The organism is Pseudoalteromonas sp. XI10, assembly GCF_001469895.1.
Lineage (GTDB): Bacteria > Pseudomonadota > Gammaproteobacteria > Enterobacterales > Alteromonadaceae > Pseudoalteromonas.
In genome coordinates, this window is the sequence record NZ_LOPY01000047.1 from 25,141 (window position 1) to 48,658 (window position 23,518).

The window sequence follows — 23,518 nt, forward strand, 5'->3', positions numbered from 1 at the left end:
CGACTAGCGGGGCCTTTCTGTGTCTAATTGTACCGACTATTCGGCTTTGTCATCAACATTTGTTTTTGTTTCTGATGATTCTTCTGGCTCTTTGGTGTCTTTTTCGACAACTTTTGAAGCAGAAGGAGCTGGCTTTTTATCATCTGAGCGACGGTCATGAACATCACGTGGCTCACGTACAGGCTGACGTGCCATTAAGTCATCAATTTGACCCGCATCAATCGTCTCGTACTTCATTAGTGCATCTTTCATCGCATGTAAGATATCAATGTTATCTTTAAGGATTTGCTCTGCACGTTGATAGTTACGATCTGAGAATAAACGAACTTCTGTGTCAATAACTTTTGCTGTTTCATCAGACATGCTCATAGAACGACTACCGCCGCCACCCATGTACATTTCGTTTTGGTCTTCAGCATAAAGTAATGGACCTAGTTTTTCACTAAGACCCCATTGAGTAACCATTTTACGAGCAATATCTGTTGCACGCTCAATATCGTTACTTGCACCGGTTGTCACTTTATCTTCACCGTAGATTAGTGCTTCAGCAATACGACCACCGTAAAGACTAGAAATCATTGACTCTAAAAGCTCTTTTGAGTGGCTCACACGGTCTTGCTCAGGCAAGTACATAGTGACACCAAGCGCACGTCCACGAGGGATGATAGACACTTTATAAACTGGGTCATGTTCAGGTACCATGCGACCAACAATCGCGTGACCTGCTTCATGGTAAGCAGTCATTTCTTTTTCCTGCTCACTCATCACCATGGTCTTGCGCTCTGCACCCATCATGATTTTATCTTTTGCAGCGTCAAACTCTGCCATGCTTACAACGCGTTTGTTACCACGAGCTGCATATAACGCGGCTTCGTTAACTAAGTTTGCAAGGTCAGCACCAGAGAAACCTGGCGTACCACGTGCAATAACTGCAGCTTCTACGTTGTCGCCTAATGGCACTTTACGCATGTGAACTTTAAGAATTTGTTCACGACCACGAATATCAGGAAGTCCAACAACAACTTGACGGTCAAAGCGACCAGGACGTAATAACGCAGGGTCTAATACATCTGGGCGGTTCGTTGCTGCAATAACGATAATACCTTCGTTACCTTCAAAGCCGTCCATTTCAACAAGCATTTGGTTAAGTGTTTGCTCACGCTCATCGTGACCACCACCCATACCAGCGCCACGCTTACGGCCTACTGCATCGATTTCATCAATAAAGATGATACAAGGTGCTGCTTTTTTCGCTTGCTCGAACATGTCACGTACACGTGATGCACCAACACCTACAAACATTTCTACGAAATCAGAACCTGAAATTGTGAAAAATGGCACTTTAGCTTCACCAGCTACTGCTTTAGCAAGTAACGTTTTACCCGTACCAGGAGGACCAACCATCAACACCCCTTTCGGGATGCTACCACCTAGCTTTTGGAATTTTGATGGGTCACGTAAGAAGTCAACCAGCTCAGTTACATCTTCTTTCGCTTCGTCACAACCAGCAACATCAGCAAACGTAGTTTTAACTTGGTCTTCACTCATCAGACGCGCTTTACTCTTACCGAAAGACATCGCGCCTTTACCGCCACCACCTTGCATTTGACGCATGAAGAAAATCCATACACCAATTAGCAGTAACATTGGGAACCAAGAGATTAAAATGCTGGCGAGGAATGACTGCTCTTCAGGCTTAACACCTTTTACATTAACGTTGCTTTTTAAAAGATCATTCAAGATGTCTTTATCATACATAGGCATGATAGTTTGGAAGCGTTCACCGTTAGTCTTAGTACCTGTGATAGTACCTGATGTGCTTTCTATTGAGACCTCTTGGATAGCGCCACTACGAGCGTCGCTTACAAATTGAGTGTAACTTGTTTGGCGATCTGCCTGATCACCACCATTAAAGCTCTGAAACACTGACATTAGCACAACAGCAATGACCAGCCAGAGTATTAGATTTTTCGCCATATCGCTCAAGGAGTTAACCTCTTGTATCCAATTAATTTAAATTCAACTTAACGCAGCACAACTGTACTACAGTTTGTAGCCTGTCGCCACTATATAAACTTCCCGAGAACGGGCGCGTGATGCATCGGGCTTTCTAATTTTAACCGCTTTAAAGCTATTACGTACATCCTGCAAGTATTGATCAAATCCTTCGCCTTGGAAGACTTTGACACAAAATGCGCCATTTTTCTTTAAAACTTGGTGGCACATGTCTAATGCCAACTCAACTAAGTACATACTACCAGCTTGGTCAACAGATGTATTGCCACTCATATTTGGCGCCATATCAGAAAAAACTACATCAACATTTTTTCCATCAATACGCGTTAAAAGAGCATCAAGCACCGCTTCTTCACGGAAGTCGCCTTGTAAGAAGTCAACACCTGCTAAGGAATCCATAGGTAAGATATCACAAGCAATTACTTGGCCTTTATCACCTACTTTTTCTGCTAAATATTGCGACCAACTACCTGGCGCAGCACCTAAATCAACCACTGTCATTGATGGTTTGATTAATTTATCTTTGTTTTGAATTTCGTCTAATTTGAATACCGCACGAGAACGCCAACCTTTCTTTTGCGCTTCGTGAACATAAGGATCGTCGAAATGTTCTTTCAGCCAACGCTTAGAACTGGCTGAATGTTTTTTATTTGCCATAAAATTAATACGTAACTAATTAGTAATATTCTCTAGATGGCGTTAGAATACCCTTAATTCAAGCCATATTCAGCAAAATTTGTAACATGATGAAATTATCGAACAAACAAAAGCAGTTTTTAAAAGGTCAAGCGCACAGTTTAAAACCTGTTGTATTACTTGGTGCAAACGGATTAACAGAAGGCGTTTTAGTTGAAATTGAAAGCGCTCTAGAGATTCATGAACTAATCAAAGTTAAAGTTCCTACAGATGAACGTGAAACTAAAACATTGATTTTTGATGCAATTGTTCGCGAGACAGGCGCAACAAAACTACAAACAATTGGCCATACAATTGTATTGTATCGCCAAAGCGAAGAGAAAAAGATTCAATTACCACGCGGTTAATCCTGCCTTGTGAAATTTCGAATCAGAAAAAGCCAGCAAATATGCTGGCTTTTTTGTAGGCAAAAATAATTTTGCATTAATTTGTAACTAAACTTTTTTCTTAAACTATTTTTGTTCTCGTGTGTATCTAAGTACCCGATTAATAAACTCGGTGGTTAGCTCATTAATTAACCCTGTTTCTGCATTGAGAACTAAGCTAAACCCTATGTTTAGATGCGGAAATACTACAATATCGCTGCGATAACCTTGTACCCAACCACTATGGTAATAAAGTACTTCATCATCATAGTTGTAAACACGCCAACCCAATCCATAGTAAGCATCTTTAACATGACTTCGCCAAACTCGGCGACGAGTTTCTTTTTTAGTATGTGTATATGGACGAGTTTGTTTGATCAATGCTTCAAGTGGTAATACGTCTGGGTATTGTCCTAGCTGCGCATTTAACCAAATAGCCATGTCATTTGCGCTGGCGTTCACACCTGCAGCTGCAGGCACTTTGTAGTAATTCTTCTTTAAACGAGATGTATACCAACGCTTTCTACCGCGTACATGAGGGTGAGCATAGTTGTTGTCTTTAACCATCCCCTCAAAACCAACACTGGCATCCACCATTTTTAAAGGCGCAAAGATATATTCTGAAATCCAATGTGAGTAGTCCATCTGTGTTGATTTATAAATCACTGAGTCAATCAAACTAAACATCACATTTTGATAGCCGTAGCACTCACTTGGTTTGCAGATAGGCTCAACAGTCAATAGCCGCTCGACAATATCAGGGTAACTCATACGAGACTCAATCAAGTTATCGTATGCATTAGGTACCAGGCCACTAGAATGACTAAGGATGTGATAAATTTTTAAATCATCTTTGTAAGCCGTATTAGAAAAAGCAGGAATAAACTTACTTATTGGGTCATCAATATTAAACTCCCCTTGTGCTGCAAGTTTAGCGGTTAATGAGCCCGCAAAGGTTTTAGAGACTGATGCCAATCGAAAGCGGGTATGTTTATCGACTCTGCGACCTTTTTCTATTTTTGTTCGACCAATACCATTAATAAAATCATCATGACCAATATTTACAATCGCCAATGAACCACCTGGTATCCCTTTACTTTTTAATTTTCGGGTAAGGTGTTTATTGTAATCAGCAACGAAAGTTTGCCATTGCTTATCACTCGAAGCAGCTTCTCCGCTAACCAAAAGCAGTAAAAAAGAAAAAAGAAAAGGAATTAAAGATAAGCTGTACTTCATTATTTATTTTTTTAAGTCTGTTTAGGAAGTTTCTTATAACATAATATCATGAACTTTTGCCTCGACTAACGTACAATACGCTTAATCTTAAATATTTATGGGTAGATTAATCTTTATGCGCTTACTTGTAGTTTTGTTTTTTACTTTAATTTCAGCTGGTTGCGCCCTTAAACCAGAGCCAGCTCCATTACTTTCGATGCCAAAGAAACCAAGCTTACAAAGCCAACGTTTTCAAGTAGAGTATAAAACAGAGCATGCGGCTCCTAAAGTAAAGTCGGTGCAATTGCCTGCACATACTGTGAGTAAAAATCAAACTGTGATGATAGTTGCCGACAAAACCAGTGTGACTGATACTCTTTATGGTCAGCTTACTGAAGCACTTGCAGCCAAACAATTAAAGGTTGTAGAAGATAGCACTAAAGCAGATTATACCCTATCTATTCACCAGCTTGATCTTGAACTGATTGAAGACACAGAATATCAATTAATCAAACCTGAAAAGCCTCTGCCTTTATTTGATGAAGTTGCAAAACAGTTTCCCGTTCAGCAATGTGCGACTATTTTAGGTCAAGTAAGCATGCGCTTAACTCACAAGAAAACCGGTGATGTTGTGTGGTTCGCAAAATCATCAATTGATAGCGCAAGCTTTCATCGTGAGCCACTTATTTATAGCTTTGTACAACAGCAAGTAATCAAGAATGAGCTTGAAGTAGCGAGCTTTGTGCACGAGCAAAACTCGGAACAAGCTCGCATGGCGCGAATTAATCAAGAAGTGACAATTCCTGCTTATCAAACTATCACGCAAATGACCGCCTTAAAAAAAGAGCAAGGCCCGTGTAACCGCACTGAAATTAGCGCGCTTACGCCTATGATGCAGTACTACCTGAGCAGCATTTTAATCGATAAAATAAAAGTTCAGTAACTAACTTTTGCTGTTTGTCTGCCCATAGGCAAACAGCTTCCTTCTTGAATTTGCAACACTTTCTTACACTTCCAATTTCTGTCACTACATTTTTTTACAGATTACAGGAACTCCTTAACAATATACTATAAGCTATTACCCTTTCTCACAGACAAGGAAGCAACGTTGCGAGCTTACAGTGCCTTATTATTGATATGTTTAACCTTGCTTAGTACCACAAGCCAAGCAAGTAACCGCTATTATGCAGACAATACTTTAGAGCCAAGCCAAGGCTTTGCATGGGACTGGGGCATTGGTTTAGGTTACTACATTGAAGATTCTTACCTTGTAGGCATGGACTCTTACAATGATGGTATAGAGCCTGACGTACACCTCGCCGTTTCTTACGACAGCTTTTACCTTGATTACGACCAAAGCCAACTTAGCGGCGGTTTAACCCTAGGTTACAGCGTTATCGATAAATTTGAATGGGGCTTAGATATTGTCGGCACCAACGTTCAATCTGGCTTTGATGAAACAGGCTTAAATATTTATGGTAACGATGTTATCGAAGAGCTTGAAGGGATCAGAACACGCGACTACGACTTTGATGTAGGCCTTCGCCTATCACGTCGATTTGAAAATTCGCAAATATCATTTGAGTACTTACATGATATTTCAGGAGCACATAATGGCTGGGTGATGAATTCGTTTTTTAGCCAGATCATCCCTTGGCGAAATTGGGAATTTCGCTCTGGCGTTGGCTTAAGTGCCTACTCAGAAGACTTTACAAATTACTACTTTGGCATTTCAGAAGCTGAAGCGCTAGAAAGTCGCCCTGTATATAACCCAGATACCTCTTACAGCCTTATTTTTGAATTTCATGCAGAATACCCAATTAACAGGCATTGGGTGTTTCTAACTGGTTGGTTATCGACTTGGTTTTCAAACGATATTCACCAAAGCCCTATAATTTCTCAAGAGTATCAGCATAAAGCCAAGGTAGGCGTGCGTTATGTTTTCTAAGTATTACTTGTGCTTTACCTTATTACTATCGGGGCCATTACTCGCTGAGCAACAGCCTGCAGGTAAGAAAGATATTGAAAATGCGTTAGTTGCCCTGCCCGACACTTGCGTAGCGCTGCGTGAAGGTAGAAATTGCTTCGCTGAAGTTGATTTAACATGGCATCAGCAACAAGTTGGCAATTACTGCTTACGTAACGCACAAAGCAAGCACATTATTCAGTGCTGGTTGATGCAACAAAAAGGCTTATTTAGATACCAATTTGATTCAGCAGAAACCATAGGTTTTGAACTTATAAGCAGTGATAACGGTAAGGTTGTTGCAAGCACTGAAATACAATTACAGTGGGTCTATCAAAATCGTCAGAAGAAACGTCGTTGGAGACTGTTCTAAGCAGGAGTAAATAATGGAACATTACGGAACTATCTTATTAGTAGAAGATGATATTTCTCTCGCCAATTGGGTTGCGGAATATTTAATTGAACAAGGCTATCAAACAATCATATGCCAACGTGGCGATCAAGTGGTTGAACAGGTGCGTAAAACAAACCCTGACTTAGTTTTGTTAGATATTATGCTGCCTGGTCAAGACGGTATTAGTGTGTGCCGTGATTTAAGACAGTTTTATCAGGCCCCGATTATTATGCTCACCGCACGTGATGATGAAATGGATGAAGTGATTGGCCTTGAAGTTGGTGCCAGTGATTACATGATGAAACCCGTTCGCCCTCGCGCTTTATTAGCACGTATAAAAGCAGCACTTCGCTCTAAATCAGACACACAAGAATCAAGCACAAGCTCTGAGCTTATTAATGTGGGTAAGTTATCAATCAATACTGAGTCACGTACTGTATATTTAGCAAACGAAGAAGTGCATATTTCAAGCGCTGAGTACCTACTACTGCATTATTTAGCAAGTAATGCAGGTCAAGTGGTTTCACGTGATGCAGTGTTTAAGGCAACGAAAGGGCGCGAATATGATGGCTTAGACAGAAGTGTGGATGTGCTGATTTCATCATTACGTAAAAAATTTAATGATGACCCTCAGCACCCTGAAAAAATTAAGACTATCTGGGGCAAAGGCTATTTACTTGTTGCCACCGCTTGGCAATAACGACTCGCGCCTGTGAAAAAGTTCTATATCTCACTCCTTGGCAGTGCCCTGCTTTCAATCATCGTGTTGGGTTGGCTAATTGATGCTTTTAGCCAACAAACCCAAGCACCTCAGGATGTGTTTTCTAGCGAAACACAAATGATTAAAGGCTTTGCAAAGCAACTCGCTAAGCATGATGCTAAAGATCGTGAGCAAGCTATTGCGGATATTAACCAAAACTTTGCTGTGCAACTAGAGTATCGCCCTACACAGTCGCTCGCGCTACCTCATTCATTGTTAGCACAAATGACCCAACCTAGCGGCCTTATCCTCGAAGATCAGCAAGGCTACTATTTACTTTACAGTGAAGCAGCTTTAGGCTCACACCACTTAAAAATGCGTTTAGATAAAGACTTAACACACGAGCAAGGCAACGATGTATTACTCACCTTGTTGTTCTACGCTGGGTTATGTGTATTTATGGGCTTTATCATTGCGCCACTGGCCAAGCGTTTAACGGTATTAAACGAAGCGGCACAACGCTTTGCTAAAGGTGATTTAAAAAGCCGTATTCACTTATCTCACTTTACCTATATCAAAGATGTTGAGCTGACATTTAACCGTATGGCGAGTCAAATTGAAAAACTCCTTGATGAAAATAAGTTAATGGCATCAAGTTTATCTCACGATATTCGCACACCTATCGCCTGCTTAAGATTTGGTCTCGAGGCAGCGCAAGACTGCCCTAATGACGAAAAGCGCCTTGAGTATCTTGCTCGAATGGAAAACGACTTAGACCAAATGGAGTCAATGCTAAAAAGCTATCTGGCATTTGCAACCCTTGAGCAAAAAGCGAATCAGTTGACCTTTAATCATTCTGATCTAGAAACCTATATTCTTACTTTAATTCATCAAATTGAGCCCAAGCTTGAACAACAAGGCTTGCGCATTAATCACCTCGTTGAAGGCGGTGATATTTGTGCGGATTTACACTGGTTAGCTCGGGCCATTGTCAATTTATTAAGTAATGCTTGCGACTTTGCTGAATCAGAAATTTTACTCAGTGCAACGAGTACCAGTGAATCCGTTACCATAAAAATTGAAGATGACGGTCCGGGTGTCAGCGAACAAAACTGGCAAAAAGTATTTAGTCCATTTTTCCAAGAACAAACACATCGTAACCGGGATGGAGAAAGCTACGGGCTTGGTCTTGCTATCGTTGCGAAAGTTGTTGATTGGCATCATGGCACGGTCGAAGTATCAAAAAGTAAGCAGCTAGGTGGCGCGTGTTTTACTCTTTCAATTCAAAATAAAAGCCAATAAACATGTTTCATTTGTGTTAATTGTTTCGTATTGTAATGCGCAATTGCACGAATTCTACGCTGACAGCTCGCACATAACGAAGAACAACGAAAATGCGGATGATTAACCCTTTTTATTTAGTGTTAATTCGAGTAGATTGTCAGCGCCGTCACAAATAGAGAAGTAACAATAATATGAGCGCATCACGTGGGGAGTTCAGCTCCCGCTTTGGATTTATTATGGCTGCAGCAGGCTCTGCTGTTGGCTTAGGAAATATTTGGGGTTTCCCAACACAAACTGCAAGTAATGGCGGTGCCGCGTTTTTAGTGGCTTATTTAGTGTTAGCATTTTGTCTTGCTTATCCTGCTTTAATGGCTGAGTTAGTAATTGGTCGTCATGGTCAAGCTAATGCCGTCACTTCACTTCGAAAAGTAACGAATCAAGCATGGCAAAAGAAGTTCGCCTTCATGGTGGGTTTTGGCGGTATTATTTGTGCGGGTCTAATTTTAAGCTTCTATGCGATTGTGGCTGGCTGGATGCTGAGTGCGACCCTCGAACCTGTTGCACAATTAGTCGGGCAAGAGCAAGCTGGCACTTGGCTTAGTGAGCAGTCACTATCAAGAAACCTTTTATTTACTGCTGGATTTATTATTCTAACCGTCTCTATTATCTCTAAAGGCGTAGAAAACGGCATCGAAAAGTGGTCTAAGCGCTTAATGCCTGCCCTGTTAGGTATTTTGTTTATGCTAATCATCTATGTAATGACGCAAGATGGCGCAATGGAAGGTCTAAAAGCATACTTAGTGCCAGACTTTTCATCGATTTTAAACCCTGAGTTATTAGTGAATGCGTTAGGACAAGCATTTTTCTCATTGTCGCTTGGTACCAGCGTAATGATCATCTACGGCTCATACATTAGCAAAAAAGAAAATCTAGTATCACTAGGTGCTTATGTGACTTTGATCGATGTATTCATTGCCTTTGTAGCCGGTTTACTAATTATTCCGGCTATGTATGTTGCTCAAGCTCAAGGCGTACAAATTTTCTCTGCTGAAGGCGCACTACTTTCAGAAGATACCTTAGTATTCCAAGTTCTGCCGGCACTTTTCACTAGCATGGGTGATGTGGGTATTTTTGTTGGCTTTGCTTTTTTCGCGTTAATGAGTATTGCAGCGTTAACCTCATCGATTTCGATGCTAGAAGCACCGGTTTCTTATGCTGTTGAACGCTTTGCGTTAAAGCGTGTGCAAGCTACATGGATCATTGGCGGTATTATTGCCCTCATTAGTTTTACAATTGTCTTTAACCTAGGCACCTTGTTTGGCTTTGTGATCACCTTAACCACTAAGATTGGTCAACCGATTCTAGGCTTAATGTGTTGTATTTTTGTTGGTTGGATTTGGCATCGCGCTTCGTTACTAAAAGAGATTCAACAAGGATGCCCTGAAGCAGCCAATAGCTTCTTCTGGAAAGTATGGCCATGGTATATCAAGTTTATTTGTCCACTAGCCATTTCGCTCGTATTTGCTAACTCTCTGTTAAGCTAACAAATGTTTGTGTTTGAAGTGGCCATTTAGGCTACTTCAAACACATATCTTGATGTGGAATGCCATCTTCTAGGTAATCATCCCCCACATTTTCAAAACCAAATTGCTGATAAAACCCTGTTAAATAACACTGAGCACCAATCATAATCGCTTTGTCAGGCCAATGCTCTTTACATGTGTCTATCGCAGTTTGCACAAGCTTACTCGCCAAACCTTCACCACGAAATTGCTCTGCTACCAGCACACGACCAAATGCGCTCAATTGCTCATTCTTTTTATAGCATCGTGCATAGGCTGCCACTTGCTGATCTTTAAACAAGAACACGTGCTGGGTCAGTTCATTGTTATCTACTTCGTCAATTTCTGGGTAAGGGCAAGTTTGCTCTACCACAAATACATCAACCCGTGCCCGTAAAATGGCAAATAACTCATCTTTACTGAGTTCGCTATAACTTTTAACAGAAAACATAACTCTCCTTTATGAAGACAAAAAACCCAGCCGTAGCTGGGTTTTAACTAACTTAATTGCAGTTAGCCTAAGCAAATAATCGCTCTAGCTGATCACACAGCTGTGACAGATTTACATGATCATGCTCAATGGTTAAATCAACATAACCATCCCCTCTAAAGGCACGATCAAGTTCAATGAGTACATGAGTTTTGTGCGCTTCAGGAACAAACGACAACTCTATCTCTTGTAGACCAAATAGGCTTCGGCTGTTTGGTCGATACTCTAGCTCTTGATAGCATCCCGAATGTGATTGAAATGTAGGTGCTCTTAAGAAGCCTTTTTCAACATCCGCTTTTACTAAGCTAAAGCCAAGTCTATCCATCGCTTCCATCAACGTGCTTACGGCATCGTTAGGATAAATATGAAGTGCATCACGATCAGTTGGATCAAGTGCTAAATCAATATCCAAGCCTGTTTCAAGCCACACATGTGATTGGTTATAACCAGCATTAATTTCAGTGATCGGTGTTTCTGAATGCAGTCGCGCTTCAAATGGAATATGTTTTTCAGCACCTGCTGCAATCGTGCCGATATCTGTAATTCGCCACTTTTCAATTACATGGTTTGTAAAGTACTCACCATCTTCACCTTCGACTTTAACACGTGTCATCAGTGCTAAGTCTAAACCCGATATGTCTTGATCAACATCGCCGCCTTTAATAACAATAACGGCATTAAATTTTTGACCCGGTTGTAAATGCTCTGTCTCAAGTACAGTGTCAACTTTTGCTGCACCAATACCTACTGATGCAAGGATTTTCTTAAACATCTTTTCTCCTTAAGCCAGCTTCTAACCTATGGCTTAAATTCCTTTGTTAATGCATCTTAACCACAATTAAAAGCTAATGTCAGCGAAAAAATGATGCTTTTGGCGGATTAATCAATAAATCATGTATAAGTGATTATTTTTTGAACTCTTCTTGCTCAATCTTGTTTTCCAATAACGAATATTTCGCTACACTTCTAGCAAATGAAGTAAAAAGAACAATTATGGAATTAATCTACTTTGCTACCGCGTTCGTTTGTGGCTTTGCTGTTTACCAGTTAAGGCTCCCCCCTCTTATCGGCTTTTTGTTAGCGGGTTTTGCACTTAACCTATATGGATATAAAACAACCGAGCTGCTCAATACCTTAGCAAGCTTGGGTGTTACTTTATTATTGTTTAGTATTGGTCTTAAACTCAAAGTATCTAACTTAATAAAACCGCAAGTTTGGGCGCCCGCTTCAATGCATATTGTTCTGAGCAGTACGCTATTTAGTGGTTTCATGTTGTTATTGGGGGCCCTTGCACTGCCGTTATTTAATGAGCTTACTTGGCAAAGCGCATTGTTAGTCGGCTTTGCTTTTAGCTTCTCTAGCACCGTGTTTGCCGTAAAAGTACTTGAAGAACGCGGTGAGATGGCAAGCCTCCATGGTAAAATCGCCATTGGTATCTTGGTTATGCAAGATATCTTTGCCGTTATCTTCTTAGCTATAAGTACGGGTAAAGCCCCGAACATTTGGGCGCTGGCATTATTAGTTGGTTTACCCATTTTACGCCCTGTGATGTTTTGGGTATTAAACCGCTCAAAGCACGGTGAATTATTACCTCTATTTGGCTTTTTCTTTGCGCTGATTATTGGTTATCAAGCGTTTGAATTTGCAGGTCTTAAAGGTGATTTAGGTGCGTTGATCATCGGTATGATGTTCGCCTCACACAAAAAAGCTGGTGAACTATCAAAGTCACTCCTTAATTTAAAAGACGTGTTGCTGGTTGGCTTTTTCTTAAATATTGGCTTGAATGCTGAATTGACAAGTCATGCTGTGATTGTTGCTCTCATCCTTATTTTAGTCCTGCCAATAAAAGTTGCACTTTATTATGTACTAACAAACGTGTTCAAATTACGTGCTCGCACTTCTTTGTTGAGCGCATTTAGTTTAGCTAACTACAGTGAATTTGGCTTGATTGTCTGCGCCGTTGCAGCCACCAGCAATATGATCACATCTGAATGGCTGGCCGTAATGGCTATCGCTGTGTCAATCACCTTTATACTCGCATCACCATTAAATAAACGCTCGAATGAAGTGTATGTAAAAATAGAACATTGGCTACTAAAATTTGAAAGTGACAGCCGTCTTGCAGAAGAGCTGCCAGTTAATCTAAATGACACTAAAATCGTAATCTTTGGTATGGGTCGAATTGGTACAGGTGCCTATGAAACAATCAGTCAAACTCACCCTAACCTTGTTGCTGGCATTGATATTAAGCCAGATGTTGTCGATAAGCATATTAAACGAGGCCGCCGGGTGTTACTTGCTGATGCCACTGACCCTGACTTTTGGCAACGTGTAAACCACTCACATGTGGGTATGGTGATGCTTGCAATGCCAAAACACATGCAAAATATTTTTGCCTTAGAGCAACTTCGCGCTTCTGGTTATGAAGGTCAAGTTACGGCGATTGCAAACTACCCAGATCAGCAAAAAGAACTAGAGGATATGGGGGTCGACTCTACTTATAACTTCTATTTAGAAGCTGGTAGCGGCTTCGCTGAGCATGTAAAACAAAAACTTTTCTCTTAATGTAAAAAATAATTCTCGGTACCTTTTCATGGTACTGAGAATTATTTTCACTGTATTCAGTTAGTTGGCTAACTAGTTTTCACGACAAACCAAATCAGTCCCTTTATTGGGTCAAGCTTATTTACAAAGCTTTACATCCAGATTAGCAATCAGGCTAAAAAAAAGAGTAGAATTAATTTCAAGGTGCTTAGCTAAGTATCTATTTTTAACACAAAAAAGTTTAACAGTGTTGTGTAGTACCGCTGTTTTTAATTCAGCACTGTTAGATGGATTGAGGTTGTTTAAATGAAAGATAAGTTTACCAACGAATTTTTAGCAAACACGGATGACGCACGTGCTGGGAAACTTTCAGATATTCAGCAGCAACTTGATGAGTTACAAAACAATGGCATGACTGCAATGGATATCAGAACAGTGCTATTCAACAAGATGCTCGATGTATATCAAGTACCAAGCGATCATTTTCTTCGTGATGGTGAAACACCAGAACGAATCGACGACCCAGCTATTGTCGTTAAGCTAAATAAACTTGGCTTTACGAAAAAGCGTCGTCACCAACTACACTAATACGCCGTAATTAATTAGTGGTTGTTATTCTGAGGGCCTACATCCCTCACTAAATAGGCTGTTTCTTGCCCGTCACAGCCTATTTTCTCTATCCTTTTTACCGTATCATCTAGCTTTAAAGTTTCTTTGAGATAAAGATGGATTCAGCTCAACTCAAACGCGCCATAAATACTAAGATGCCATTTGGAAAGTATGCTGGTCGCCCTTTATTGCTGCTGCCAGAGCCTTATTTAGTGTGGTTTAAACAGCAAGGATTTCCAGATTCCCAGTTAGGTGCACAGCTAGCAATGATGTATGAAGTGAAGCTCAATGGCCTTGAGAAAATGCTAATGCCGTTATTAGATGAAAAATAATTAAACTTTTTTCGAACTTTTATTTTTAAGTGCGGTCTATTACTTTGCTACTTGTTTATTTTTGGTTTTAATCTTTAAAAAGCGCCCTAGGCGCTTTTTTTATGCATGCAATTTAAAGCGAGTTACTTTTAAACAAATGAATAGTAAATTTAGCTCCACCTAATGGTGAGTCACACACCTCAGACTGGCCTTGATGCCAACTAACAATTTTAGCGACAATGGCAAGCCCTAACCCAAAGCCCCCTGTTTTCTTGTCACGACTTTTATCTAAACGAGTAAATGGCTTAAAAATACTTTGCCACTCAGATTTAGCGATCCCAGGACCATCGTCTTCAACACTTATTTGTATTGAATCCCCTAATTCCTCAAGACTTACATGAATTTTATGGTTTGCGTATTTTTGTGCATTGCCTAATAGATTTTGAATACAACGCGCCATAAAATGCTCGTCACACTCGTAGTAAAGCTGCTTGGGTGCAGTCACTGCTACCTCTATATCAGTAGCAAACTCGAGTTTATTCACCACACTATTGATAAGCGCTGTTAGGTCACAGGAACGGGGCTTTAAGCTTGGTTGGTGTGAATCAAGTCGTGCGTATTCAAGCATTTCTGACACCAGTGCTTCAAGCTCTGCAATATCAGCCTGCATGTTATCAATGTATGTATACGACTTTTCATTCTCGATTTGCTCTTCGAGCATGGCAACAGCAAACTTTAAACGTGCAAGGGGTGTTCTAAACTCATGAGAAACGGAAGAAGTTAGCTCTTGCTGCGCAGCCAGTAGATACTGAATACGCTCTTGCATCGCGTTTAGGGTATCAGTAATCGGCAGAAAAAATGATTTAGAGGCATCCTGAAGCTCAAAGTCTTGCGATCCTCCTACAGCTTCACAGGCGAGCGTCAATTTATTAAAGTCACGCCATAGCAATAGGCTCCAGAGTCCAATTGGTAGGCCAATCACAGTTAATAATAAAAAGTATGGCCAAACGGAGCTAAAGTTGGGGTTTTCAACTGAAAGTGGGCCTACATATAAAAGCTGAGTGTCATTAAGAGCTATGTACCAAACCACTTTTTGTTCTTGATTGAACAAATACAGGTAATGGTCATTGTTGAGCTGTGTTTTTAGGTCTTCAGGAAGTGCTAGATCGGTGAGGTTAATTATCTCGCTTTCGAATTCTTGTTTGAGTGTCGCTAAGCCATTTTCAGTTTGGCTTAATAACCACAGAGATTTACCAAATTCTTGATCTAGGGCTATTTGCTGTTGCGTTTCTTCGTAGGGCCATAACTGCTCTATGACCCCACTAACTAGAAACAGAGAAACTATTATATAAAGATATAAGCTAGCAAATAGTTTCCCCATTAAAAATTACATATCCCATGCGTCAGATACGAAAAGGTAACCCTGTCCCCAAACTGTTTTAATTCGGTATGGTTTATCACTGTTATCACCTAATTTCTTACGGATACGCGATACACGTACGTCAACGGTTCGGTCTAAACCATCATATTGACGACCAATCATGTGTTGATGAACATGCTCACGACTTAACACTTCACCAGCATTTGACGCAAGCAACCAAAGCAGCTCAAATTCATGAGAAGTCAGTGTAATTTCACTGCCTTTAAGTGTAACAATGCGGCTAGTTTTATCAATGGTTAAATCGCCAAAGCTAAGCTCTTCTGGCGCTTTGTTTGTAGCTTGACCGCGACGTAACAATGCATTGATACGTGCTAACAATACACGAGGTTCTGCAGGCTTAATTACATAATCATCTGCGCCAAGTTCAAGGCCAATCACTTGGTCAAAGTCCTCACCTTTAGCTGTCAGCATTAAGATAGGTAAGCTAAATTTATCACGTACCTGACGGCAAACGCTAAAGCCATCTTTACCCGGTAACATGACATCTAAAATCATTAAATCAACTGGGTTGTTTTCAAGGTATTCAAATACTTCGTCGCCGCGTTCAAGGACCGCAACATCCAACCCATTATGTTGAAGGTAATCACGTGTTAACTGCTGTAAGCCGAGATCATCTTCAACAAGTAAAATCTTTGCCATTGGTTGCTCCTGAATTAAAAAAAGCTCCACGGTGAGCGTAATCTACGCCTCGTTGTTTTTGCTTCGGTGCTTTGCACTTCGACTTTTGCGGTCGCAATTTTGCTCCCCGTGTGCGGATTGACTAAGGAGTATATTGTTTCAACCTGAACCCGCGCTTTATGGCTGTAAAGCCCTTTTTTGCTGTCGTTCCAGCATTGAATTTGTTGGTTATTTTGAAACAAACACAGATCTTGAGGCAGCTGTGTTTGCCAGCTGATTTTTAACTCAAGATCACAAAATTCGTGCTGTTGTAATACAACACACACTTTTGGCGTGATATCAAACTGAGTCGCTTGCGCATGGCTTGGGGTAACCCAAATAACAGCAACAAACACACACAGACTAAAAACAAAATACTTCATATTAAAAAATATGATTGAATCCTATAAATGCAGTCATCGAGTACGTGTGTTCAAAAAGCGGACTGTCATCCACGGCTGAGTAGTCATAATATGCTAAATGAAAACGAAGAGAGTTAGCCTCACTCAGGGGCCAACGGGCGTCGATTTTAGCATAAGGTTGCCAACTACTGCCAACATCTATTTCCCCATATGAGGACTCTTTAGCCGATAAACCATAAAAATAATCATTTAGTCTGGCTGATTTGTACCAAACCCCTAAGCTAGGTGCGACAGATAGGTTTCCTATTCGGTGATGTGATTGCCATTGTAAAGCACTACGAAGGCCTTTATAAACGCCCGAAACATCGGCTAGTGCCTGTAAAGAAATCACATGATTATTATGAATATAGTGATAGCTTAAGCCAGCATCTAATGCCCATCGTCTCTTTTTAATATCGTTCGTAGATACTGACTTTTCTGCCAGTTCATTACTGGTGGTCGATTCAACAATAAAGCTATTCGATGTTTGCAGTGCAAAAACATTGCTAGGGTGAAAATCTATAAAGAAGCGAGTCTCAGGGTTGAACTCGGTTACGAAATTAACAACATGAGTATCGCTTTCTTGGAATGAATAACCTAAACGGCCATTATCAAAGAACCATTTTTCACCATAAAAAGCGATTTCAGGCAGCACAATTAATGGTAAGTTATCACCACCATGAAGTGGGTTCGTAATCACCCCAGCTCCCGTATTAATACTTAGGTGCCACTGTTGGGTATCGATCTGTTGATTTGCCACACGGCTTTCACGTTCAGTGCGCGTTGAGTCATCGGCGCTTGCTTGACTTACTAGCATGCCTATCAAGACATAAACCGCTGCGCACATCCTGATCGTTTGAGATTTCATTGTTATTTTACGACCAAAGGGGTTTTGCAATAAGAGCATAATATCAAGATGTGAACAAACTGTCGTTGCAAGGTTACAACTATTCACAAATTTGATACATATATCGGTTAAGTTTGTTACTCTTCGACGATTTCGATACGATTTCGGCCATGCTCTTTGGCTAAATAGAGTGCTTTATCGGCTTTTGCTATGAGTTGTTCTGGATTACTATTTTTAGCTTTTATAGCAATACCAAAGCTAGCAGTGACTTGGCTTAACACCTTATTAGATTTAGGCTCTTTAATCTGTAATTTAGCGACAGCATGACGCAGCTGCTGAGTAAAATTAGTCATGTCACTTATACTTGCAAACTGTGCGGTGAAACAAAACTCTTCACCACCATAACGATAGGCCTGACCAACGCTAGATACATGTTTAAGTAGTTTTGCTGAAACTGCACGCAAAACTTGGTCTCCTTTTTGATGACCAAAAGTGTCGTTAAATTGTTTAAAGTGATCGATATCAACCATAGTAAGAACAGTGACTTCAGCTAAGTCATTGGTTTGACAAAACCGCGTGATATCTTCATCAAACTTACCGCGGTTATAAAGCCCTGTAAGCGGGTCTTTTTCGGCTTTACTTCTAGACCTGACAAGCTCTTGTTTTAATTCTGTAATTTCTGAGTAAGCCAGCGCAAGCTGATTTTGAAAATCTTGTGCACGACTTTGCAAAGCTGCCGACTCGTCACTTAAGCGCTCTACACAATCAAGTACATCATCAAAGCCGCTTTCCTGACTGATATCTGCACTAGTTAGTGTGTTACGGCATTCTTGCAGGGCTTCATTAAAATCTGCTGAGTAACTAAGTGCTTCATTGATATCTTGGTGGACTCTGCCTACAACATCATTAAAGCCGCCAGATAGCTGATAAAATAGTGCCAAGTCGTCCCGAGATAAATACTTGTTGAAAAGGTGCTTTGCCTGCTCATGGCTACAGGTATTGTGCTTTTTAATAATACTATCAAGCTCTTTGTTTAAGTCTTGGTTCTTTTCGCTAACATAACAATACCAAAGCGCATAATTAAGCGGAGTAATTGGCATTTTGTACTTAACCATTAGAGGAATTGCGAGCTTCAGACAGTGGCTCGAGTAGCTTAAAGAGTGTTCGGCTTGCGCTGAAAGTATCATGAGTCTAGGCCATGAAAGTTTTATTATTTTAAAATACGGTATCAACCCCATTAAAAAAATCAATGAAAAAGGATTTTACAAACGTAAAACCAGCAAAAACCACGAATATTTTTTACAAAAACCAATACTTAATAATTAATTTAAATTAAGCCATTTGTATCAACATAATATATTTAACAATAAAGTGTTATTGACTAGATCTTAAGCTAGATTGCTTGCTGAGTAAGCGATTGAGCAATACTCCAAATGGCATTGAGTGCCGGATCATGGCGCTCTTTATTTAAAACAGCTAGACCAATTTCAAATCCTGCAATAGTCTGCTCTGCATCACTCACTATTTGTACTTTATCTTTGAGCGGGCTGTTATCCAGTACAATTTTTGGCACCATGGCAATACCCAAGCCTAAGCTCACCATAGAAACCATAGCTTCATGGCCTGCAACCTGCGCATATATACGGCCATGAATATTCTTTTTACGCCACCACTGTTCAAGGCGCTGTCTTGATAACCCCTGCTCAGCAACAATAAATTCTAAATCTGACCAATCAATTTGTTCACTGGCAGAAAGCTTTTCACTGATCGGGCACACTATTTTTGGTGCTATCAGTACTAATGGTGAGTAACCAACGCTGGTAAAGGCTATTTGCCCAGGTAACTTCATAGGTTTTGCAGCAATAGCCATATCTTCATGGCCATCTAAAACACGGTTTATGGCAAGAGCAGGATCACCGGTATTGAGGGTAATTTCAATATATGGATGTTGCATTCGCAGTTGCTCGAGTATTTGGTGTAAAAAGCTATAAGAGGCGGTTACTGAGCAATAAATACTGACATTGCCATAAACATGCTGTTGCGGCTCTTGCACATTAGCCTTAAAACGATGCCAGTTAGCCAGCGTCGCATTAGCGTACTCAATAAATGACTCACCCTCGCGAGTTAATTTTACGGTGCGATTATCCCGATTAAACAGCACTACCCCAACTTCTTCTTCAAGTTGCTTGATGTTGCGACTCAAAGTTGGCGCACTGATATGACAAAGCTCACTGGCCCTAGCAAAGTGCAGCGTCTTAGCTAACGCCAAAAAGTAATTAAGATGTTTGTGATCCATATCGCCACCATTTCATTTTATGAAATACTTTAATTCAAATATATCATTTTACGCAAGGTAAAAAATTGCATAGTGTTAATACATACAAAGAACACCACGTCGGTTCTTTGATTTTCTAACAAAATTGTATTTATAGGACACTAACAATGGCGAATTATTTTAATACTCTTCCTTTAAGAGAGCAGTTAGCGCAATTAGCGCAATGTGAATTTATGGACCCAGCAGAGTTTGCTGATGGTGTAGACGCTTTAAAAGGGAAAAAACTCGTTATTGTCGGTTGTGGCGCACAAGGCCTTAACCAAGGTTTAAATCTACGTGATTCTGGTTTAGATGTTTCTTATACTCTTCGTGAGTCAGCTATTGCTGAGCGTCGTCAATCTTTCTTAAACGCATCTGAAAATGGTTTTACTGTAGGCACATATGAAGAGCTTATCCCAACAGCAGATGTAGTATTAAACCTAACGCCTGATAAACAACATACGGCTGTTGTCACTGCCATCATGCCGTTAATGAAACAAGGCGCAACACTTGCTTATTCACACGGCTTCAACATTGTTGAAGAAGGCATGCAAATCCGTGAAGACTTAACAGTAATCATGGTTGCACCTAAGTGCCCTGGTTCAGAAGTACGTGAAGAATACAAACGTGGCTTTGGTGTACCAACATTAATTGCAGTTCACCCAGAAAACGACCCTCAAGGCCATGGTTTAGCGCAAGCTAAAGCATATGCAGCAGGTACCGGCGGTCATCGTGCGGGTGTATTAAAATCATCATTCATTGCAGAAGTTAAATCTGACTTAATGGGTGAGCAAACGATTCTATGTGGCATGTTACAAACAGGCTCACTACTTTGCTTCGATAAAATGGTCGAAAAAGGCATTGATGCAAGCTATGCGTCAAAACTAATCCAGTACGGTTGGGAAGTGATCACTGAAGCGCTTAAGTATGGTGGTGTAACAAACATGCTTGACCGTTTATCAAACCCAGCAAAAGTGAAAGCATTTGAATTAAGTGAAGAGCTTAAAACAATTATTCGTCCACTTTATAACAAGCACATGGACGATATCATCAGCGGCGAATTTTCTCGCGGTATGATGGCTGACTGGGCTGAAGATGACGCAAAATTACTAGCATGGCGCGCAGAAACAGCTGAAACTGCATTCGAAAAGCAACAAAATACCGACCAAGAAATCAGCGAGCAAGCATTCTTCGACCAAGGTATTTTAATGGTTGCCATGGTTAAAGCAGGTGTTGAACTTGCCTTCGAAACCATGACTGCTGCAGGTATCATCGCTGAATCTGCTTACTATGAATCACTACACGAAACGCCGCTTATCGCAAACACCATTGCTCGTAAGAAGCTTTTCGAAATGAACCGAACTATTTCAGATACTGCAGAGTATGGCTGTTACTTATACAACCACGCGTGTTTACCGCTGCTTCAAGACTTTATGAAAGACATCGACACTGATGTGATTGGTAAAGGACTTGATAGTGCTAGCAACCAAGTTGATAACCAAACCTTGATTGCCGTGAATAAAGCACTACGCGAGCACCCGGTTGAAATCATTGGTAGCAAGCTACGTGGTTACATGTCAGCAATGAAGAAAATTGTTTAACCCTGGAAAGTAAGTTTCGCTTGTTAGAAACCAAGCCCAATTGCTTATATGCTTTGGGCTTTTTTTTTGTCCCTACATTGATTCGTCATCTGTAAAGTGTATGCTAAAATTACTGACTTAAATGTTGTAAACTAAGACACTTTCATGGCGTTAAATCAACTCACCATTACTAAAAAAATTACACTGCTTGGCAGTTCAATTGCCCTCATTGTTGCTGCGTTAATCGGCGCAACAGCGATATACAGTGCAAAACAAATCATCGAACAACGAATGATTGAATCTGAACTACCTAGCAAACTTCAAGCAATTGATAACTATATTACTCACGATATAAATCAAATGATCAGTGCAGCTGAGCAACTCTCTAGTAACGAGTTTGTATTAGAGTGGGCGCGTTCAGGCAATACTGATGATAAAACACTGCTAAAAGAACTTAACCGCCTTGTTAAGCAATACGATTTAGCAACCGCTTCGTGGGCTAATCGTGAAACCGCACAATATTGGAACCAAGACGGTTTCTTGCGCGTTTTAACTAAAGAACAAGATGGTTGGTTTTTTGCATTTACTAACACCGCACAACCTTTTTCTATCAGTATCTATCAAGAATCACCGACTGATGTGAAAATGTTTGTAAACCACCAGCAAACCAACGGCATTGGTTTAGCAGGTCTTGCTAAAAGCATTGACGATATGCAGGCTATGCTGCAGCGCTTCCAAATCGAAGAAACCGGTTTTGTATTTGTTGCCGATAAAAACGGCCTCATTCAGCTACATAAAGACGAAAACAAAGTCGCTAAAGCTAACTTAGATGACGTTTATAAAGCAAGCATCACGCGTACTCTGCTAACGCAAAGCGACTTCAATTTACAAGAGATTGATCTTAATGGTGAAGCAACCTTAGTGGCAGCAAGCCCTATTAAAAACACCGATTTATTTGTTATTGCCCAAGTACCTAAGCACGAAGTGTTTTCGAGTATTCAGGTTTTACAATGGCAAATTATTAGCTTTGCAATAGTGATTGCGCTGATAGCTAGTTTTGCTGGTTTAGTGCTTGCACGCACGCTTTCATCGCCGCTGTCGAAAATGGCTGAGTTATTCACCCGTTTAGGCTCTGGTGATGCTAACTTAGCATATAGACTTCCTGACTCTGAGCAGCCAGAACTTGCTAACTTATCTGCAGGCTTTAACCAGTTTATCTCTAAGATTGAAACTGCAATTAGCCAAGTTGCTCAAGAAAGTAGTGAAATCAGACAAAGCGCTGATCATGTGTTTCAGCAAGCACAGAAGAACTCAGAAGCACTTGATAATCAAAAAGAGCAAACTATCTCGGTTGCTGCGGCGATTAATGAAATGGGTGCGACAGTGCAAGAAATTGCCTCAAGCGCAGCGAACACGGCTAAGCTCACTGAGAATAGTAAGCAGAACACTGAACAAAGCCATACTCAGGTAACGCAAAGTAAAGAAGCGATAATAGAGCTGGCATGTGATATCGATAATATCACCGAGCAAGTAAACGAGCTGGCCAACAAAACGCAAGCTATCGCCAGTATTGTTGACTCTATCAGGGGTATTTCTGAGCAAACCAACTTGTTAGCACTTAATGCGGCGATTGAGTCTGCTCGTGCGGGTGAGCACGGCCGAGGCTTTGCTGTTGTAGCTGATGAAGTAAGAGCGCTTGCAAATCGCACTTCACAGTCAACAACCGAAATTCAAACTATGATCAGTGAACTTACCAGCACCTCTGATTTAGTGGTTAATCACATCAATCACTCAAAATCACAAGCTCAATTAAGCGTTGATGCAATGCAAAGCTCTGTTGAATTGCTCAACGCCATCAACGATGCTGCTAATGAAATAAACGATATGGCAACCTTAATAGCAACTGCGACCGAAGAGCAAAGTAATGTTGTGGCAGATGTAGGTCGTAACATTGAGCAAATAAGTGACATTAGTGACAACGTCATGCGTGAACAAATTGACAGTGAACAAGCAATCAAAGACTTAGCGAACAGTGCGCAAACCCTTGATGACCTTGTTGCGACGTTTGATAAACGCTGACACGTTTTGTAACAGTTAACCCTGACCCTTTTTCATTCACGGCCTAT

The 23,518-nt window shown here is 40.6% G+C and carries 23 protein-coding genes; 12 read left to right on the forward strand and 11 right to left on the reverse strand.

The features are described 5' to 3' along the window. Positions 1-36 precede the first annotated feature (36 nt). Together ftsH and rlmE are read right to left on the reverse strand one after the other, a co-directional pair. Positions 37-1,977, reverse strand: coding sequence for an ATP-dependent zinc metalloprotease FtsH (gene ftsH, locus AUR67_RS11950; RefSeq protein WP_058585437.1), 1,941 nt, complete (start codon positions 1,975-1,977; stop codon positions 37-39). Between the two features lie 66 nt (positions 1,978-2,043). Beyond that, on the reverse strand, positions 2,044-2,673 hold the full coding sequence (rlmE, locus tag AUR67_RS11955) for a 23S rRNA (uridine(2552)-2'-O)-methyltransferase RlmE (RefSeq protein ID WP_058585438.1): 630 nt from the start codon (positions 2,671-2,673) through the stop codon (positions 2,044-2,046). A gap of 89 nt (positions 2,674-2,762) precedes the next feature. Between rlmE and yhbY the strand changes: the two genes are divergently transcribed. Next, the gene (gene yhbY, locus AUR67_RS11960; protein ID WP_054551950.1) at positions 2,763-3,059 is read left to right on the forward strand and encodes a ribosome assembly RNA-binding protein YhbY; all 297 of its coding nucleotides are present in this window, start codon (positions 2,763-2,765) and stop codon (positions 3,057-3,059) included. A gap of 105 nt (positions 3,060-3,164) precedes the next feature. On the opposite strand, the gene AUR67_RS11965 is transcribed toward yhbY, so the two are convergent. Further along, positions 3,165-4,313, reverse strand: coding sequence for a serine hydrolase domain-containing protein (locus tag AUR67_RS11965; protein ID WP_058585439.1), 1,149 nt, complete (start codon positions 4,311-4,313; stop codon positions 3,165-3,167). 115 nt (positions 4,314-4,428) lie between these two features. Between AUR67_RS11965 and AUR67_RS11970 the strand changes: the two genes are divergently transcribed. The 6 genes from AUR67_RS11970 (at position 4,429) to AUR67_RS11995 (ending at position 10,180) form a co-directional block, all read left to right on the forward strand. Beyond that, positions 4,429-5,235, forward strand: coding sequence for a hypothetical protein (locus AUR67_RS11970; RefSeq protein WP_058585440.1), 807 nt, complete (start codon positions 4,429-4,431; stop codon positions 5,233-5,235). A gap of 165 nt (positions 5,236-5,400) precedes the next feature. Further along, a complete protein-coding gene (locus tag AUR67_RS11975) occupies positions 5,401-6,240 on the forward strand; it encodes a MipA/OmpV family protein (protein ID WP_058585441.1) in 840 nt (279 codons plus the stop codon). Beyond that, a complete protein-coding gene (locus AUR67_RS11980) occupies positions 6,230-6,631 on the forward strand; it encodes a DUF3019 domain-containing protein (RefSeq protein WP_058585442.1) in 402 nt (133 codons plus the stop codon). Before AUR67_RS11975 ends, AUR67_RS11980 begins: the two co-directional genes overlap by 11 nt. Before the next feature lie 13 nt (positions 6,632-6,644). Then, positions 6,645-7,352, forward strand: coding sequence for a response regulator transcription factor (locus AUR67_RS11985; RefSeq protein WP_058585443.1), 708 nt, complete (start codon positions 6,645-6,647; stop codon positions 7,350-7,352). A 12-nt stretch (positions 7,353-7,364) separates the two neighbouring features. Next, positions 7,365-8,654, forward strand: coding sequence for an ATP-binding protein (locus AUR67_RS11990; protein ID WP_058585444.1), 1,290 nt, complete (start codon positions 7,365-7,367; stop codon positions 8,652-8,654). Between the two features lie 173 nt (positions 8,655-8,827). Then, positions 8,828-10,180 (forward strand): sodium-dependent transporter, encoded by a 1,353-nt coding sequence (locus AUR67_RS11995; RefSeq protein WP_058585445.1) that lies wholly within the window; start codon positions 8,828-8,830, stop codon positions 10,178-10,180. 31 nt (positions 10,181-10,211) lie between these two features. On the opposite strand, the gene AUR67_RS12000 is transcribed toward AUR67_RS11995, so the two are convergent. Together AUR67_RS12000 and AUR67_RS12005 are read right to left on the reverse strand one after the other, a co-directional pair. Further along, positions 10,212-10,649, reverse strand: coding sequence for a GNAT family N-acetyltransferase (locus AUR67_RS12000; RefSeq protein ID WP_058585446.1), 438 nt, complete (start codon positions 10,647-10,649; stop codon positions 10,212-10,214). Positions 10,650-10,716: 67 nt separating this feature from the next. Then, a complete protein-coding gene (locus AUR67_RS12005) occupies positions 10,717-11,460 on the reverse strand; it encodes a sporulation protein (RefSeq protein ID WP_054561870.1) in 744 nt (247 codons plus the stop codon). Positions 11,461-11,681: 221 nt separating this feature from the next. Here AUR67_RS12005 and AUR67_RS12010 point away from each other — a divergent pair, with 221 nt between their 5' ends. The 3 genes from AUR67_RS12010 to AUR67_RS12020 all read left to right on the forward strand — a co-directional run bounded on the left by AUR67_RS12010 (position 11,682) and on the right by AUR67_RS12020 (position 14,173). Beyond that, complete coding sequence (locus tag AUR67_RS12010; protein ID WP_058585447.1) at positions 11,682-13,253, forward strand: cation:proton antiporter family protein; 1,572 nt, start codon at positions 11,682-11,684, stop codon at positions 13,251-13,253. A gap of 285 nt (positions 13,254-13,538) precedes the next feature. Continuing rightward, positions 13,539-13,820 (forward strand): hypothetical protein, encoded by a 282-nt coding sequence (locus tag AUR67_RS12015; protein WP_058585448.1) that lies wholly within the window; start codon positions 13,539-13,541, stop codon positions 13,818-13,820. 137 nt (positions 13,821-13,957) lie between these two features. Further along, entirely contained in the window at positions 13,958-14,173 is a 216-nt protein-coding gene (locus AUR67_RS12020; RefSeq protein ID WP_054561873.1) for a DUF3820 family protein, read from the forward strand. Positions 14,174-14,285: 112 nt separating this feature from the next. On the opposite strand, the gene AUR67_RS12025 is transcribed toward AUR67_RS12020, so the two are convergent. The 6 genes from AUR67_RS12025 to ilvY form a co-directional block, all read right to left on the reverse strand. Beyond that, the gene (locus tag AUR67_RS12025) at positions 14,286-15,533 is read right to left on the reverse strand and encodes an ATP-binding protein (protein WP_058585449.1); all 1,248 of its coding nucleotides are present in this window, start codon (positions 15,531-15,533) and stop codon (positions 14,286-14,288) included. A gap of 6 nt (positions 15,534-15,539) precedes the next feature. After that, on the reverse strand, positions 15,540-16,232 hold the full coding sequence (locus AUR67_RS12030; RefSeq protein ID WP_054562019.1) for a response regulator: 693 nt from the start codon (positions 16,230-16,232) through the stop codon (positions 15,540-15,542). A gap of 14 nt (positions 16,233-16,246) precedes the next feature. Further along, the gene (locus AUR67_RS12035) at positions 16,247-16,633 is read right to left on the reverse strand and encodes a DUF3019 domain-containing protein (RefSeq protein WP_054561875.1); all 387 of its coding nucleotides are present in this window, start codon (positions 16,631-16,633) and stop codon (positions 16,247-16,249) included. A gap of 1 nt (position 16,634) precedes the next feature. After that, positions 16,635-17,468, reverse strand: coding sequence for a MipA/OmpV family protein (locus tag AUR67_RS12040; RefSeq protein WP_055197444.1), 834 nt, complete (start codon positions 17,466-17,468; stop codon positions 16,635-16,637). Positions 17,469-17,635: 167 nt separating this feature from the next. Further along, positions 17,636-18,613 (reverse strand): GGDEF domain-containing protein, encoded by a 978-nt coding sequence (locus AUR67_RS12045; RefSeq protein WP_235591834.1) that lies wholly within the window; start codon positions 18,611-18,613, stop codon positions 17,636-17,638. A gap of 278 nt (positions 18,614-18,891) precedes the next feature. After that, entirely contained in the window at positions 18,892-19,794 is a 903-nt protein-coding gene (gene ilvY / locus AUR67_RS12050) for an HTH-type transcriptional activator IlvY (RefSeq protein ID WP_058585451.1), read from the reverse strand. A 146-nt stretch (positions 19,795-19,940) separates the two neighbouring features. Here ilvY and ilvC point away from each other — a divergent pair, with 146 nt between their 5' ends. Together ilvC and AUR67_RS12060 are read left to right on the forward strand one after the other, a co-directional pair. Then, on the forward strand, positions 19,941-21,413 hold the full coding sequence (gene ilvC / locus AUR67_RS12055) for a ketol-acid reductoisomerase (protein WP_058585452.1): 1,473 nt from the start codon (positions 19,941-19,943) through the stop codon (positions 21,411-21,413). A gap of 144 nt (positions 21,414-21,557) precedes the next feature. After that, complete coding sequence (locus AUR67_RS12060) at positions 21,558-23,471, forward strand: methyl-accepting chemotaxis protein (protein ID WP_058585453.1); 1,914 nt, start codon at positions 21,558-21,560, stop codon at positions 23,469-23,471. Positions 23,472-23,518 lie beyond the last annotated feature (47 nt).